Here is a 13404-nt window from a genome sequence, read left to right on the forward strand (position 1 = left end):
TGCCTTTCGGCCTCTGTGTGGGTTTCGCCGGCTTCAGGCCGGAGGTCTGATGGCGTACCGGCCGAGCGCGCTCTCCAGCTGGTCGAAGGCGCGGACGGCGGCCGGGCGGACCGCGGCAGCCACCGCGGCATGCTTCTCGCCGGCCAGGATGCGGCGGAAGACCTCGGCGAACAGTGCCCGGTGGACGGCGGCGAGCAGGCCGGCGGCGACACGGGCGGTGAAGTCGGCGGGTGGGGAGTCGGTGGCCGCGGCGAGGGCGGCGGCCAGGGCGTCCTCGCTCTGCTCGTGGATCTCGCGCAGCCGCGCGAGCAGGGTGGGGCTCTCGGTGATGGTGCGTGCGAACGACGGCCCGGAGAAGCCGAGGACGGGGTCGTGCCGGTCGATCGCGGCCAGGCACTCGCGGCGCAGCGAGGCCAGCGCCGACTCGCCCGGTGTGCGCTCGGTGACGGTTCGTGCGAGGCGGGCGGCCATCTCCTCGTGCAGGTCGAGGAGCAGGTCCTCCTTGCGTGGGAAGTGGTTGGTGACGGTCATTTTGGCCACCCCGGCGGCCGCCGCCACTTCGGCGATCGTCGTCCGGTCGAAGCCCCGCTCGATGAAGAGCCCGGTCGCGGCCCGGGAGATCGCGTCGCGCGTGCGGCGCTTGTTGAGCTCGCGCAGGTTGGGGGTGTCCTCGGTCATGGGGTGAGCGTAGCGCAAGGAGTCTGGGTCGAGCACAGAAATTATGCTTGACCCAACGAGTGGGCCGGACCTAAGTTCTATGACGTCTCGCCGTGCCATCACCTTTGAGAGAAGGAGCACCCATGGTCACCAAGCCCCCCGCACTCCGTCTGCTGAGCGTGCACGCCCACCCCGACGACGAATCCAGCAAGGGTGCGGCCACACTGGCCCGGTATGCCGCCGAGGGGGTGGACGTGCTGGTCGCCACCTGTACCGGTGGTGAGCGGGGAACCGTTCTCAATCCGGCGCTCGACCGTCCTGAGGTGCGCTCGGACCTCGCGCGGATCCGCCGCCGGGAGATGGCGGCCGCGCGCGAGATCCTCGGCGTGGAGCAGCGTTTCCTCGGCTTCACCGACTCGGGCCTTCCCGGCGCCGGAGAACGGCTGCCCGACGGGTGCTTCGCACGTCAGCCGGTCGCGGTCGCCGCGGAGCCGCTGGTCGCCCTGATCCGAGAGTTCCGCCCGCACGTGGTCGTCACCTATGACGAGACGGGCGGATACCCGCACCCCGACCACGTGATGGCCCACCGGGTCACCGTCGAGGCCCTCGGGGTGGCGGCCGATCCCGACCGCCATCCCGAGCTGGGGGAGCCCTGGCAGGTGGCCAAGCTCTACTACCACCTGGCGCTGTCCCGGGCCTGGTTCCAGACCCTGCACGACGCGATGACGGCGCGGGGCGTCGAGTCGGCCATGGGCGAGCTGCTCGCCGGGTGGCCCGACACCCCGCCCGCGCTCGCCATCACCACCCGGATCGCCTGCGCCGAGCAGTTCGCCGTACGGGACGCCGCGTTGCTCGCGCATGCCACCCAGATCGAGTCCGGCGCGGGATTCATGGCGCACCCGCGCGACATCGAGCGCGAGGTCTGGCCGACCGAAGACTACCACCTCGCGCGGAGTCTGGTGGCGAGTCGACTCCCCGAGACCGACCTGTTCGCAGGTCTGCGCCCCGGGGAGGCCGGCGGATGAGGGGCTTCAGCGGTCAGGGCCGCAGCCGCGAACGGTGCGTGGTGGTGCTGTCCTCGGGCGTGCCGGTGGCGCCGTGGACGGTGCGGCCGCAGGCGGTAAGGCCGGCACCACTGTTGGCGCCGCTGTCAGCACTGGCCATCGGCGAGGACGAAGTGGCCGGGGCCGGTGACTGCCCGCCAGGTGAGCGTGACCGAGTCGCTGCCGGCGGCGGTGGCGGTCAGCGTGGTGGGGCGCCGACAGAACAGCCATGGGGACTCCTGGTAGGGAGGAGTTCGATCGGATGCCGTGCCGCGTACGGGCGACGGGAGGTGCGTGACAGTCAGCCGCGCTCCGGCCACACGTCATGGCCGATGCCGCCATGGCGCGGCCACCACCGTGGTGTGGAATCGCACTTGAGTGCCGCAGGAGAACAGGGCAGGTTGATGGCATGACGACTTATGAGCTCGGTGACGAAGCGTCCCTGATGGACCAGCAGCCGCGCACGCGCACCCATCAGTGGTCGGCCGGTCCGCCGGTGTCCGCGTTCCCGCATCTCACGGGGGAGGAGATCCTGCGGGAGATGCTCGCGGGCCGGATCCAGGCGCCGGCGATCGGGAGCACCCTGGGCTTCCGTCTGGTCGAGGCGGGACCGGGTACGGCGGTGTTCGAGGGTGAGCTCGGTGACCACCTGTACAACCCGATGAACACCGTTCACGGCGGCTACCTCGCCACCCTGCTCGATTCGGCGCTCGGCTGCGCCGTGATGAGTCGGCTGCCCGCCGGTATCGGCTATACGACCACGCAGCTGAACGTCCATATGGTGCGTCCGCTGTTCGCCGATTCCGGGGCGCTGCGTTGTGAGGGTGTCGCCCTGCACGTCGGCCGGATGGTGGCGACCGCCGAGGCGCGGGTGACAGGCGTCAAGGACGGCAAACTGTACGCGCACGCCACCACCACCTGCGCGGTCCTGGCCCCGCGACCGGCCGCCTGACCCCACGGCCCGAGTGGTGATCGCAGGCGGGCTGTTGCCGCACAGGCCGAGACAGAAGGGCCCCGGTCGCCACGGGCGCGTCCGGGGCCAGGAAGGGCGAGGGCGTCAGAGTACGGCGAGCACCCCGCACAGTGCGAGGAAGCCGCAGATACCGAAGTTGACCAACCTGTGGGAGAGGAACACTGCGGCGAACTCGCGGATCGTCGCGCTCGGCCAGTAGTAGGCGGCCGTGGGCGAGCCGAACACCTGACCGTTCACACCGGACTTACGGGCGGTCAGCGCGGCACGGAAGGCGTGGAAGTTGTTGGTGACGATCACACAGCGGTACTCGGGGTTGGCCTGCTCCATGATCACCTTGCTGTACAGCAGGTTTTCCTCGGTGGTGCGTGAGCGGTCCTCGCGCTCGATGTGCTCCTCCGGAAAACCGCGCTCAAGGAGGTAGTCGGCCATCGCATGCGACTCCGGCAGCTTCTCGTCCGGGCCCTGCCCGCCTGAGGTGATCAGCACCGGGGGGTTGCCGCGGGCGGCCTGCCTCTCGTAGACGTCGCGTCCCCGGTTCAGCCGGCTGGCCAGGAGTGGCGGCACCCGGTCGCCGCCGATCAGGCCGGAGCCGAGCACCACCACGAAGTCCACGTCCCGGCGCGGCCGGTGACGTCCGTAGAGGAAGGCGTAGCCGACGAAGCAGACGAACAGGAAGGAGATGTATCCGACCACCAGCATGGCGGTGCCCGCGAGAATGCCCAGCCGATAGGAGCGGGTGAGCAGCGCCGCGCCGAGCAGCCCGATCACCGCCAGGATGCCGAGGCCCGCGAGGAGTGAGAGCAGGTTGGCCGGCCTCCTGCCCTCCTTGCGGATCATGGTCAGTCCATTGGTGATCAGAAAGCCGATCAGCGCCAGGGTGCCGATCGTCGGCAGCAGAACGATCGCGGCCGCTGCCAGCTCGACGATCAGAGTGGGGGCCTTGCGCAGTTCGGTGAGCAGGGCCAGAGCGAGGAGGGAGACGGCTATGCCGAGCAGGACGGCGTTGCTGAACTGGCGACGGTCGCGCAAGACCCCGAACCCGCACAAGACGAAGAACAGGGCAGCTGGAGCGTAGGCGATCATGCTCGTATCGTATGGGCCCCGCAGTCGACGGATGATCCCCCTGGGAAACGGACGCTCCCGGTCTCTCAACTCTCCCCGGCCTGCTCAGCCTTGCGGGACTCCCCGGTCTCCCCGGTTCCTCCGGTCTCCCCGGCGGGCGGCGGCTGCCCAGCTCGTCCGGCCCGGCGTACGCCCGGGACCGCTGCCGTACCCGCGCAGGCCAGCATCACCAGAGCGGCGGTGACCAGCAGTGGTCCGGTGCTGCCCCAGGCGTCGGCGGCCAGCGGGGCGAGCGTGTAGCCGAGTGGCGCGGCGGCCAGCGAGAGCAGCCAGTCGTAGGAAGTGACCCTGGCCAGGACCTGTGCGGGGAACTCCTGTTGAACCACCGTCTGCCAGACCGGGCTGAGGAAGCCGAGGCCGGCCATCGCGAGCGCGTACGCGGCGACGGTGGCCGGAGCCGGGGCGGCCGCCGCGAGGGCGAGCAGTGGCAGGGCGTAGAGGGCGAGACCCAGGTTGGCCAGCAGTACCGGGCGGCGCGGCCGGACCCGTCCGGCGAGCAGTGAACCGGCGAGCATCCCGATCGCCCCGGCCTGTGTCAGCGCGATCCAGACACCGTCCCCGCCCAGCCGCTCGGTGGCGATCAGCGGGCCGAGGGTGAGCAGGACCGCGGCGGCGCCGTTCCACGTGCCATGAGCGATCAGACTGGTCCAGTACCAGTCCCGGGAACGTAGTTCGACCCATCCCTCGGCGAGATCGGTGAGGAGCGAGCGACGCTCGGCCGGGGCGTGCCGGACGGTGATCCGGGCCAGGAGTGCGGCACTGACGACGAAGGAGACGCCGTCCAGGACGAACGCCCAGCCGGCGCCCGCCGTGTACACCAGTACACCGGCCAGTGCGGGGCCGCCGAGCCGCGCTGCGCTGCTGGCGGAGGCCAGCAGTGCGTTGGCCCGCATTCGGTGCGGGCCTTCGACGGTGGCCGCGACCAGGGGGGAGGCGGTCGGCATGGCGAACGCGGAGGCGACGCCGCCGAGTGCCTCGGCGACCGCGATGTGGGTCAGGCTCGGCTCCCCGCCGAGCAGTTCGACGCCGACGAAGAGCTGCGCGGCGGCCCGGACCAGGTCGGTGGCCAGGGCCACCACCCGCGGGTTGAAGCGGTCCCCGATCACGCCACCCAAGGGGAGCAGCAGCAGCCGCGGCACCATCGCGCAGCCCAGGACCAGGGCGAGCGCACCGGAGGAGCCGGTGGCCCGCGTGATGGCTATCGCGAGTGCGGCGGGGACGACGGCATCGCCGAGAGTGGAGATGGTCCGGCCGATGAAGAGCAGCCGAAAGCCACGGAGCCTCAGTGGGTGGTGGGTCACGCGAGCAATGTATTTCGGTGTCAAAAGTTCTGCAATGAAATATTCGGTGCCGAATATCTTGGTGGTGGTCGGCGATGCTTAGACTCGTGCCATGGAACACCCCGAGCGGCGACCGGATGAACCGCGTGACTGGACCGACGGTCACGTCGACCGCTGGCGGCCCGTCCTGCCCCACCTCGATCCCGACATCGAGGGAGCCGTCACCCGGATGAGCAAGCTCTCCCGGCACCTGGGACGCGTCCGGGAGGAGGGGGTCGCCGACTACGGCCTGCAGAAGCACGAGTTCGACACCCTCCATGTTCTCGCCGGTCGCGGTGGCCACGCCGCCCCGTCCGAACTGCGGGTCGACCTCAACCTGGCGCCCGCCTCGGTGACCGGCCGTCTGGAGGCCCTGGAACGCCGGGGGTTCGTGGTGCGCACGCCCTCCACCGAGGACCGCCGCCGGGTCGATGTCGGGCTGACCGAGGCCGGCCGGGCGGCCTGGCGGGAGGCCCTGGACGTCGTCGGCCGGGAGGAGCGCCGACTGCTCGGCGTCCTGGCGCCCGACGAGCGCCGACAGCTGTCCGACCTGCTGCGCCGGGTGCTCCTGGCGCAGGAAGCGTCCTCGGCCGAAGGCCGCCGGACGCGCCACCGTCGGGCCGGGCGGCACTCCTCCGGCCCCAACGTGGCGGACCAGGACTGATCAAGATCGCGCCGGGTCGCCCGGCGCTGCCGTCGGTGCGCGCCGTTGACAAGGCGTCACTGTTCGCGGCGGCCGGGTTCGGGTGTCGCGAACCGCTCGATCGCCTCGAAGATCGCCTGCCGCATGGCCGGGCTGCCGGTGTGGCCGGATTCCTGGATGACCGTCAACTCGGCGTCCGGCCAGGCCTTTGCCAGCGACCAGGCGGTGTACAGCGGGGAGCCGAGATCCAGCCGGCCGTGGATCAGCGCGCCCGGGATGCCGGCCAGCCTTCCGGCGTCGCGCAGGAGTTGGCCGTCCTTCAGGAAGGCGTCATGGGCGAAGTAGTGCGCGGTGATCCGGGTGAACGCCATCAGCGCGTCGTCGGGCCGGTCGGTGTACGCGTTCGGCTTGCCGAGTGACTCGTGCGCGATCACCGCGTCCTCCCAGGTCGCCCAGGACTTCGCGGCCTCGGACCGGACCGCGTCGTCCGGGCTGTTGAGCAGTCGGCTGTACGCGGCCACCAGGTTGCCGTCCTGTTCGCCGGGCGGCAGCGCGGCCCGGAACGCCTCCCAGGGACCGGGCAGCAGCCGGCCGACACCCCGGTACAGCCAGTCGATCTCTTCCGGGCGGGTCATGGTGACCCCGCAGATCACGATCTCCGACACCCGCTCGGGATGCGCCTGCGCGTACGCGAGGATCAGCGTCGAGCCCCATGAACCGCCGTACAGCAGCCAGCGGTCGATGCCCAGATGCTCGCGCAGCCGTTCCATGTCCGCGATGAGGTGCGCGGTGGTGTTGTGCGCCAGTCCGGTCGCCGGGTCGGCCGCGTGCGGCCTGCTCTGCCCGCATCCGCGCTGGTCGAACAGCACGAGGTGGTACCGCTCCGGATCGAAGTACCGCCGGTTGCCCGCGCTGAGCCCGGACCCGGGCCCGCCGTGGACCACCACGGCGGGCTTGCCCTCCGGGTTGCCGGACACCTCCCAGTGGATCTCGTTGCCGTCACCGACCTCCAGCAGCCCCTGTGCGTACGGTTGGCCGAGCGGATACAGGTCGGACATGGCGGAAGACCTCCGGGAGCGGGCGGCGGGACGCCCGTGAGGCTACCCGGGCCGCCCGAGATCCGTCGACGCCGAGGAGGGAGCGGAGCCCGGAGGCCGCGGCGTTCTCAGAGGCCGGAACCGAGGTCGAGCGCCGTGCCGAAGGAGGCGTAGCCGAGGCAGGCGAGCAGCCAGAGGCCGAGTCCGCCGGTGACGGCGGCGGAGCGGCGGCCGAGGCGGGTGCGCTGTTCCTTGGGGCGTCGGAGCCGGCGGATGCCGTGGGCCACGCCGAGTACGGCGAGCGCGGCGAAGGCACAGGACGCTGCGGGGCTGTGTCGGCGGGCCAGTTGGGCGAGAACGAAGACGGCGGCCAGGGAAGCGGTGGTGGCGACGCCCAGCACCACGGTGCCGACCGCCTCGATCGTCAACTCGCCGAGGAGGTGGAGACAGCCTTTCGCGGCCCCGGTGGCCAGTCCGGTCTGGCCGCCCTGCACGGGCGTCGGGTCGCCGGGCATCATGGGGCCGGCCGGCGGTTCGGCAGTCGGACGGGCCGACGGGTCGCCGGGCGAAGGGCCGGGCTGGGCAGTCCGCGCCGTGGAGTCCTCGTGCATGGCAGTCGCCCCCGTTTCCGCATCAACCCTCTTGGGCCCGGCGATCATACAGATGATCGGATCAGCGGTGGTCTGCCGGTGGCAGCAGGGTGGCGAGTCCGTCGAGGACGCGTTCGAGGCCGAACGCGAAGCGGGCGTCCATCGAGGGTTCGGTGAGGTCGTCGGCCAGGGCGACCAGGTTGGGAAAGGCGTCCGGCGGCAGTGCCCGGAAGCGGTTCGCAGCGGCGGCGGCGATGTCCCGGCGGCTCGTTCCCGTCGTCTCGTCGGCGGAGATCGGTGACTGTTCCTGGAGCACGAAGCCCTGGACGTAGGCGCCGAGCAGATAGGTGGCCAGGGCCGCGTCGGCGTTGGAGAAGCCGGCCTCGCGCAGCCGGTCCAACTGGTCCTCCAGCAGCCGCAGCAGGTTGGGGCCGGGGGCGAGGCGACCCGCGACGACCTTGGCGGCGTCGCGTCGGCTCAGCAGGAGTTGCCGGTAGCGCCGGCAGTACTCGCGGAACTGGCCGCGCCAGTCGCCCTCGCGCGGTGGCGGCTCGCCGCCGGCCATGATCGCGTCATTGAGGAGGTCGAGCAGTTCCTCCTTGTTGCGGACGTGCCAGTACAGCGAGGCCGCCTTGACGCCGACCTCGGCGGCGACCTTCCGCATGGACAGGCCCGCGAGGCCTTCCCGTTCCAGGACCCGCAGGGCCGCCTGGGCCAGGGTCTCCCTGGTCAGGCCGGGCTGGGTGTCGTTGTTCTCCGGCATGGATGTGTGTCGCCTCCCGCGGATCCGGAAATCCCGCTTGCAATCTAACACCGTTAGGGGCAGTCTGTGCGTGCCGGTCAGCCCCTAACGGTGTTAGGGGCCCATCTGAGGGAGAGGTTTCCGATGGAGGGGTCGAGCGCCCGACGCAAGAGGCTTGCGCTCTTGACGCTGTGCGTCACCATGTTCATGTCCATGCTGGACAACGTCATCGTCAACAACGCCCTGCCCCGGATCGGGCAGGACCTGGGGACCGGTATCAGCGGCCTTCAGTGGGTGGTCGAGGGCTACAGCCTCGTCTACGCGGGTCTGCTGCTCACCGGCGGCGCGCTCGGTGACCGGTACGGCCGTACCCGGGTCTTCCGGCTCGGCCTCGCCCTGTTCACCCTCGGCTCGGCGTGCGCGGCGCTCGCCGGGACGACCGGTGTGCTCATCGCCGCCCGCATGCTCCAGGGGGTGGGGGCCGCGCTGCTCACCCCGGGCAGCCTGGCGATCCTGGGGCACGTCTTCACCGACCAGCGGGAGCGCGCCCGGGCGATCGGTCTCTGGTCGGGCGTCTCCGCGCTCGGCCTGTCGGTCGGGCCGGTGGTCGGCGGGCCCATGGTCGAGGCGTTCGGCTGGGCCAGCGTGTTCTGGATCAACGTCCCGATCGGCGTGGGCGGGCTGCTGCTGGCGGGCCGGGTGCTGCCGGCCATCGCGCCGCGCGAGCGCCGCGTCGACCTCGCCGGGCTCGCGCTCTCCGCCGCCGGCCTGGGGGCGCTGGTCTACGCACTGATCGAAGGTCCGGCCCGGGGCTGGACCGACACCCGGGTGCTCGTCTGCGCGGTGGCGGCGGCGGTGCTGCTGGTCGCCTTCGTGCTCCTCGAACTGCGGGTGGCCGAGCCCATGCTGGAGCTCCGGCTGTTCCGTGACCGGGTGCTCGGCGGCGCCATGCTCAGCGGTTTCGTGGTCAGCTTCGGGATGTTCGGCGCGCTGTTCTTCCTGCCGCTGCTGATGCAGGACGTGCTGGGCTGGTCGCCGTCGGCCGCCGGCTATGCCGGGCTGCCGATGACCGCGATGATCGTCCTCGCGGCGCCGCTCTCCCAGCGGCTGACCACCCGTTACGGTCCCCGGCTTCCCGTGGCACTGGGCCTGACGCTGTGCGCCTTCGGCCTCGGCGGCCTCGCCCTGTACGGCGGGCAGGCCCGCTACCCCGAATACCTGTGGACCCTGTTCGCGATGGGTCTGGGCATGGGCCTGACGTTCACCCCCGTCTCCATCGCCGTCCTCCAGCGGGTCGAGCCGCCGCAGGCCGGCATGGCCTCCGCGACCATCAACACCCTGCGCGAGCTCGGCGGAGTGGTCGGCGTCGCGGTCCTGGGCGCCGTCCTGACCTACCGTCTGAACGGAGCCCTCACCGAGAACCTGGGCCGGCTCGGCATCCCGCCCGGCGCGGTCGGGCCGGCCGCCGACGCGCTGGCCGGTGCGGGCGGTGGGAGCGGTGTCCAGGGTTCCGGCGCGGCGGCCGAACTGCCGGGCCCGGTCCGGGCGGCAGTGGAGGGCGCCTTCGTCGAGGGCGTGCACCTCGCGGTGCTCTGCGGAGCGGCGGTGCTGGCCGTCACCGCCCTCCTGGTCACGGTCCTGCTCCGCCCGGCCGTCCGGCCCGCGGTGCCGGACCAGGGCGGTGAGCCGGCGTCGGCGCCGCTGACGGACGCCCGGCGCGGCTGACCGGCGCTCCTGACCCGCGCTATTGACCGGCGCGGCCGGGCGAGGCTCATCGAGCGGCGTCCTCCACGGCGGTCTGGGCGGAGCGGGCCAGTTCCCGGCGGGCCGCCCACCGGGGGTGCGACGCGGAGGGGGCCTGGGCGGGGGCGTGGATCGGAGGCAGGAAGTCCACCTCCGCCACCAGCCCGCGCACCGCGACCACCCGGGCGAGCGAGGTGAGCAGACCGTCCTCGCCGACGAAGGCGGGCGCGCTGGTCGGCCGTCCGTCCGCCAGCCGGTAGCGGATCGTCACCGGCTGGACGGGGGCGCCGACCTGGACCGCGGCCTGGAAGAGGGCCGGGCGGAACCGGCCGCTCTCCCTTCCGCACCAGGTGGAGCCCTCCGGGAAGACGATCACGGGGTGGCCGGCCCGCAGCTCCCCGGCGACCGTGTCGACGGTGGCCGGGAGGGTGCGCAGCCGGTCGCGGTCGAGGAAGACGGTGCCGCCCCGGGCGATCAGCGCCCCGAGAACGGGCCAGTGCCGTACCTCGGTCTTGGCCAGCGACCGGCCGGGCCGGCCGGTCGCGATCAGCGGAATGTCCAGCCAGGAGACGTGGTTGGCGACCACGAGCACCCCGCCCCCGGCGGCGGGTGCCGGCCCGGGCCGGAGGGTGACCCCGAGCGAGCCCAGCAGGGTGCGCGCCCAGAGCCGGACCAGCCGGTCGCGTGCCGCGCGGGGGAGGGCGCGCACCGGAGGGATGAGCGCCAGGCCCGTGACCAGGACGGCCAGGCAGGCGGTCAGCCGCAGCGCCCGCCGGGGGAGGGCGACCACCGGGCCCGGCTCGGCCAGGCACGCCTCCGGGGTGCAGGGCGCGGTGGGCAGCCAGACGCTCATGAGGCCGGGTGCGCGGGCCGGGTGGCGAGCCCGGAGAGGAAGTGCCGCAGGTAGCGCGGGTCGGTGCGTTCGAGCGACAGCAGCACGTAGAGGTCGGCGGTGGCGAAGTCCGGGTCGTGCGCGGGGGCGCCGCAGACCCAGGCGCCGAGCCGCAGGTAGCCGCGGAGCAGGGCCGGCAGCGGCGCCCGCTCGGCCCGTGGCACACCGGTCGCGTCCCAGGGGCGGTGCGGGGTCACGCGGTACTCCTCGGGGGCGAGGTGCTTGGCGCTGACGGTGTCCCAGACCCGGGCCGCGGTGGCACCGCCGTCGTCCAGCGATATCGAGCAGCAGCCGCCGACCCAGGTGTTGCCGGTGTCGGCGAGGTAACGGGCGATGCCGCCCCACATCAGGTTGATGACGGCGCCGTTGCCCCGGTGGTCGGGGTGGATGCAGGAGCGGCCCAGCTCCACCAGGCCGGGACGGAGCGGCGCGAGGCCGGCCAGGTCGAACTCGCCGTCGGAGTAGAGCCGGCCGGCCCGTCGCGCGGCCTCGGGGCGCAGCAGACGGTAGGTGCCGACCACGGCGCCGTCCTCGCCCTCGCGGACCAGCAGGTGGTCGCAGTACGCGTCGAACGGGTCGACGTCCAGGCCCGGAACCGGGCTGTGCAGCACGGCGCCGAGTTCGGCGGCGAACACCTGGTGGCGAAGCCGCTGGGCGGCGCGGACGTCGTCCTCGTCCCGGGCGAGGCCGACGGTGTACCCGGCGCCCGGCTGGGGCTGGGGCTGGGGCTTGGGCTGGGGCGGCTGGAGGGCGCCCGGTCGGACCGGGCGCGGGACGGGCGCGGCTGCGGCGTGGCCGGGGGCGACTGCGGACGGAGTGTACGTGGGGACGGTGGTCATGGCGCGGACCCTCCAGGGCAGTACGGACGGAGGTGCCACGGGTCGTCGTGGCACCGGGCCCGGCTCGCACGGCTGGACGGGCGCGGCGAGCCGGTATCCGTATGTTTTTCCGAGCCGGCTGGCGTTCACGTTGCGGTTCGGCGGAGGGTAGATGTGCAACTGCTGAATGGGGCCACCCGGTATCCGTAGGACACCTGACGGGCACCCGGGGGTTGCCGCCCGCTTCCCGGCGAGGGGTGGACAAGGGGGGGGCACTGGTGGTGCGGCGGGGGCGCGCGCCGCGTCACCAGTGCCCCTGCGGGCCTCGGGCGTCAGCCCGCGCGCCACCCCTGCGGGTCGACGCCGCCCGGAACGACGGGGGCGGGGCCGTACGGTTCGCGGGTGAGCACGAAGGAGCCCAGGTCCAGATGGCTCACCGAGCCGTCGGCGGCCCGCACCACGCGCAGTGTCTCGCCCGCGTAGTAGTTGTCGAGCCCCGTCCAGCTGCCGTCCGGCTCGGGGCGGAAGGACGAGCTCCGGCCGCCGCCGCCGGCGAGCGAGGCGAGCTCCAGGACGCGGTCGGCCTTGAGCCGCAGTGCGTGGGCGGTGGCGCCCCAGTACCACGGGCCGGTGAGCGCCAGCAGTTCCTCGTCCACGCTGGGCAACGGCCGCCAGGGCTCCGGCAGCCGCGGCTCGTGCTTCGCGGTGAGGGCGATCAACTCCGCGGCCACCAGCGGGGTGTTGGCGCCGCCGGTCGCGTTGCTCAGCGCCAGTGCGGCCAGGCCGTCCGCCTCGCTGATCCAGAGTCCGGCGGTGAACCCGGGCATCGAACCGGTGTGGCCGTACAGCACCCGGCCCTCGTGGCGGAACAGCTGCAGGCCGAGGCCGTAGGCGCCGGACCAGTCGGCGCTCTCCGGGCCGACGGCGGGCCGGCGCATCTCGGCCAGGGTGGCGGCGGCCAGCACCTTCTCGTCGCCGCCGGCCAGGAAGGCGGCCCAGCGGGCCAGGTCGGTGGCGGTGGACCAGAGCTGCCCGGCCGGGGCCATCAGACCGGTGTCGGTGAGCGGCTCGGGCAGCATGACGTCCGCCCAGGGGTGGACGGCGAAGCCGCCCGCGTGCGGGTGCTCGGGGAGCAGGGTGGTGCGGTCCATGCCGAGCGGCTCCAGCACCTCGTACCGCAGCACCTCGCCCCACGGCCTGCCGCGCAGCCGTTCCACCAGGGCGCCGAGCAGGGCGTAGCCGGGGTTGGAGTAGTGGTGGCGCCGGCCGGCCGGGTGCTTGAGCGGGGCGTCGGCCTCCAGGATGTCGTCCAGAGCCGGGCGCAGCGAGCCGTCGGTCCGCTCCCACCAGGGCCCGGGTGTCTCGGCGGCGAGACCGGCGGAGTGCGCCAGCAGCTGGGCGATGGTGGCCCCGCCCGCCGGGGTGCCGGGAAGATGGCGTTCGAGCGGGTCGGCCAGGTCGAGCAGGCCCTCGTCGCGCAGTCGCAGCACCAGCACGGCGACGAAGGCCTTGGTCAGCGAGCCGATCCGGTACTGCACCCCGGGAGTGGGGGCATGGCCGTCGATCATGCTGCGGGCGCCGCTCCAGACCAGTCGGCCGTCCCGGACCACCGCGGCGACCAGGGACGGTGTGCGGCCTTCGGCCTGCGCCACCGCGATCCGGTGCAGCAGGGCACGGCGGGTGGCGGGGAACAGCTCGTCAGGCTGGTCGGTCATCTGATCCTCTGAATTCCTCGGCGGCATCGGGTGGTTGTGAGCGCGGCCGACGCACCGCCGGTGAATCACCGGTATGCACCGCGGTGTCACGCGCGAGCCGGACGGCGCCC

The 13404-nt window shown here is 72.8% G+C and carries 14 protein-coding genes; 4 read left to right on the forward strand and 10 right to left on the reverse strand.

Going from position 1 to position 13404, the window contains the following annotated elements; translation table 11 throughout:
- Positions 1 to 33 precede the first annotated feature (33 nt).
- Positions 34 to 678 (reverse strand): TetR/AcrR family transcriptional regulator, encoded by a 645-nt coding sequence (locus ACIP82_RS10890; protein WP_363613006.1) that lies wholly within the window; start codon positions 676 to 678, stop codon positions 34 to 36.
- 122 nt (positions 679 to 800) lie between these two features.
- On the opposite strand from ACIP82_RS10890, the gene mca reads away from it, so the two are divergent.
- Positions 801 to 1682, forward strand: coding sequence for a mycothiol conjugate amidase Mca (gene mca / locus ACIP82_RS10895; RefSeq protein ID WP_400652894.1), 882 nt, complete (start codon positions 801 to 803; stop codon positions 1680 to 1682).
- 13 nt (positions 1683 to 1695) lie between these two features.
- On the opposite strand, the gene ACIP82_RS10900 is transcribed toward mca, so the two are convergent.
- The gene (locus ACIP82_RS10900) at positions 1696 to 1821 is read right to left on the reverse strand and encodes a hypothetical protein (protein ID WP_400652895.1); all 126 of its coding nucleotides are present in this window, start codon (positions 1819 to 1821) and stop codon (positions 1696 to 1698) included.
- A 288-nt stretch (positions 1822 to 2109) separates the two neighbouring features.
- Between ACIP82_RS10900 and ACIP82_RS10905 the strand changes: the two genes are divergently transcribed.
- Complete coding sequence (locus tag ACIP82_RS10905; protein WP_400652897.1) at positions 2110 to 2652, forward strand: PaaI family thioesterase; 543 nt, start codon at positions 2110 to 2112, stop codon at positions 2650 to 2652.
- A gap of 105 nt (positions 2653 to 2757) precedes the next feature.
- On the opposite strand, the gene ACIP82_RS10910 is transcribed toward ACIP82_RS10905, so the two are convergent.
- Positions 2758 to 3756: a YdcF family protein gene (locus ACIP82_RS10910; RefSeq protein ID WP_363612998.1), complete on the reverse strand. Its 999-nt coding sequence runs from the start codon at positions 3754 to 3756 to the stop codon at positions 2758 to 2760.
- A gap of 65 nt (positions 3757 to 3821) precedes the next feature.
- Positions 3822 to 5096 carry an MFS transporter gene (locus ACIP82_RS10915; protein ID WP_400652899.1) on the reverse strand — a complete coding sequence of 425 codons (1275 nt, stop codon included), beginning with the start codon at positions 5094 to 5096 and terminating at the stop codon, positions 3822 to 3824.
- Positions 5097 to 5187: 91 nt separating this feature from the next.
- Between ACIP82_RS10915 and ACIP82_RS10920 the strand changes: the two genes are divergently transcribed.
- Positions 5188 to 5778 carry a MarR family transcriptional regulator gene (locus ACIP82_RS10920; protein ID WP_363612994.1) on the forward strand — a complete coding sequence of 197 codons (591 nt, stop codon included), beginning with the start codon at positions 5188 to 5190 and terminating at the stop codon, positions 5776 to 5778.
- Positions 5779 to 5834: 56 nt separating this feature from the next.
- On the opposite strand, the gene pip is transcribed toward ACIP82_RS10920, so the two are convergent.
- The 3 genes from pip to ACIP82_RS10935 all read right to left on the reverse strand — a co-directional run bounded on the left by pip (position 5835) and on the right by ACIP82_RS10935 (position 8147).
- The gene (gene pip / locus ACIP82_RS10925) at positions 5835 to 6815 is read right to left on the reverse strand and encodes a prolyl aminopeptidase (protein WP_400652902.1); all 981 of its coding nucleotides are present in this window, start codon (positions 6813 to 6815) and stop codon (positions 5835 to 5837) included.
- A 107-nt stretch (positions 6816 to 6922) separates the two neighbouring features.
- On the reverse strand, positions 6923 to 7405 hold the full coding sequence (locus ACIP82_RS10930; RefSeq protein ID WP_400652903.1) for a hypothetical protein: 483 nt from the start codon (positions 7403 to 7405) through the stop codon (positions 6923 to 6925).
- A 61-nt stretch (positions 7406 to 7466) separates the two neighbouring features.
- A complete protein-coding gene (locus ACIP82_RS10935; RefSeq protein ID WP_363612988.1) occupies positions 7467 to 8147 on the reverse strand; it encodes a TetR/AcrR family transcriptional regulator C-terminal domain-containing protein in 681 nt (226 codons plus the stop codon).
- Between the two features lie 162 nt (positions 8148 to 8309).
- On the opposite strand from ACIP82_RS10935, the gene ACIP82_RS10940 reads away from it, so the two are divergent.
- Positions 8310 to 9851: an MFS transporter gene (locus ACIP82_RS10940; RefSeq protein WP_400652904.1), complete on the forward strand. Its 1542-nt coding sequence runs from the start codon at positions 8310 to 8312 to the stop codon at positions 9849 to 9851.
- 46 nt (positions 9852 to 9897) lie between these two features.
- Here ACIP82_RS10940 and ACIP82_RS10945 read toward each other — a convergent pair whose 3' ends face one another.
- The 3 genes from ACIP82_RS10945 to ACIP82_RS10955 all read right to left on the reverse strand — a co-directional run bounded on the left by ACIP82_RS10945 (position 9898) and on the right by ACIP82_RS10955 (position 13294).
- Positions 9898 to 10722 (reverse strand): lysophospholipid acyltransferase family protein, encoded by an 825-nt coding sequence (locus tag ACIP82_RS10945; protein WP_400652905.1) that lies wholly within the window; start codon positions 10720 to 10722, stop codon positions 9898 to 9900.
- A complete protein-coding gene (locus ACIP82_RS10950; RefSeq protein ID WP_400652907.1) occupies positions 10719 to 11600 on the reverse strand; it encodes a GNAT family N-acetyltransferase in 882 nt (293 codons plus the stop codon). The genes ACIP82_RS10945 and ACIP82_RS10950 overlap by 4 nt, the downstream gene beginning before the upstream one ends.
- 311 nt (positions 11601 to 11911) lie before the next feature.
- Positions 11912 to 13294 carry a serine hydrolase domain-containing protein gene (locus tag ACIP82_RS10955; RefSeq protein WP_400652909.1) on the reverse strand — a complete coding sequence of 461 codons (1383 nt, stop codon included), beginning with the start codon at positions 13292 to 13294 and terminating at the stop codon, positions 11912 to 11914.
- Positions 13295 to 13404 lie beyond the last annotated feature (110 nt).

It is taken from the genome of Kitasatospora sp. NPDC088548 (assembly GCF_044753005.1).
Taxonomy (GTDB): domain Bacteria; phylum Actinomycetota; class Actinomycetes; order Streptomycetales; family Streptomycetaceae; genus Kitasatospora.

Bases quoted from the DNA above. Each gene is read 5' to 3' on its own strand.
- ACIP82_RS10890 (WP_363613006.1), bottom strand. From the start codon at position 678: ATGACCGAGGACACCCCCAACCTGCGCGAGCTCAACAAGCGCCGCACG.
- mca (WP_400652894.1), top strand. From the start codon at position 801: ATGGTCACCAAGCCCCCCGCACTCCGTCTGCTGAGCGTGCACGCCCAC.
- ACIP82_RS10900 (WP_400652895.1), bottom strand. From the start codon at position 1,821: ATGGCCAGTGCTGACAGCGGCGCCAACAGTGGTGCCGGCCTTACCGCC.
- ACIP82_RS10905 (WP_400652897.1), top strand. From the start codon at position 2,110: ATGACGACTTATGAGCTCGGTGACGAAGCGTCCCTGATGGACCAGCAG.
- ACIP82_RS10910 (WP_363612998.1), bottom strand. From the start codon at position 3,756: ATGATCGCCTACGCTCCAGCTGCCCTGTTCTTCGTCTTGTGCGGGTTC.
- ACIP82_RS10920 (WP_363612994.1), top strand. From the start codon at position 5,188: ATGGAACACCCCGAGCGGCGACCGGATGAACCGCGTGACTGGACCGAC.
- pip (WP_400652902.1), bottom strand. From the start codon at position 6,815: ATGTCCGACCTGTATCCGCTCGGCCAACCGTACGCACAGGGGCTGCTG.
- ACIP82_RS10930 (WP_400652903.1), bottom strand. From the start codon at position 7,405: ATGCACGAGGACTCCACGGCGCGGACTGCCCAGCCCGGCCCTTCGCCC.
- ACIP82_RS10935 (WP_363612988.1), bottom strand. From the start codon at position 8,147: ATGCCGGAGAACAACGACACCCAGCCCGGCCTGACCAGGGAGACCCTG.
- ACIP82_RS10945 (WP_400652905.1), bottom strand. From the start codon at position 10,722: ATGAGCGTCTGGCTGCCCACCGCGCCCTGCACCCCGGAGGCGTGCCTG.
- ACIP82_RS10950 (WP_400652907.1), bottom strand. From the start codon at position 11,600: ATGACCACCGTCCCCACGTACACTCCGTCCGCAGTCGCCCCCGGCCAC.
- ACIP82_RS10955 (WP_400652909.1), bottom strand. From the start codon at position 13,294: ATGACCGACCAGCCTGACGAGCTGTTCCCCGCCACCCGCCGTGCCCTG.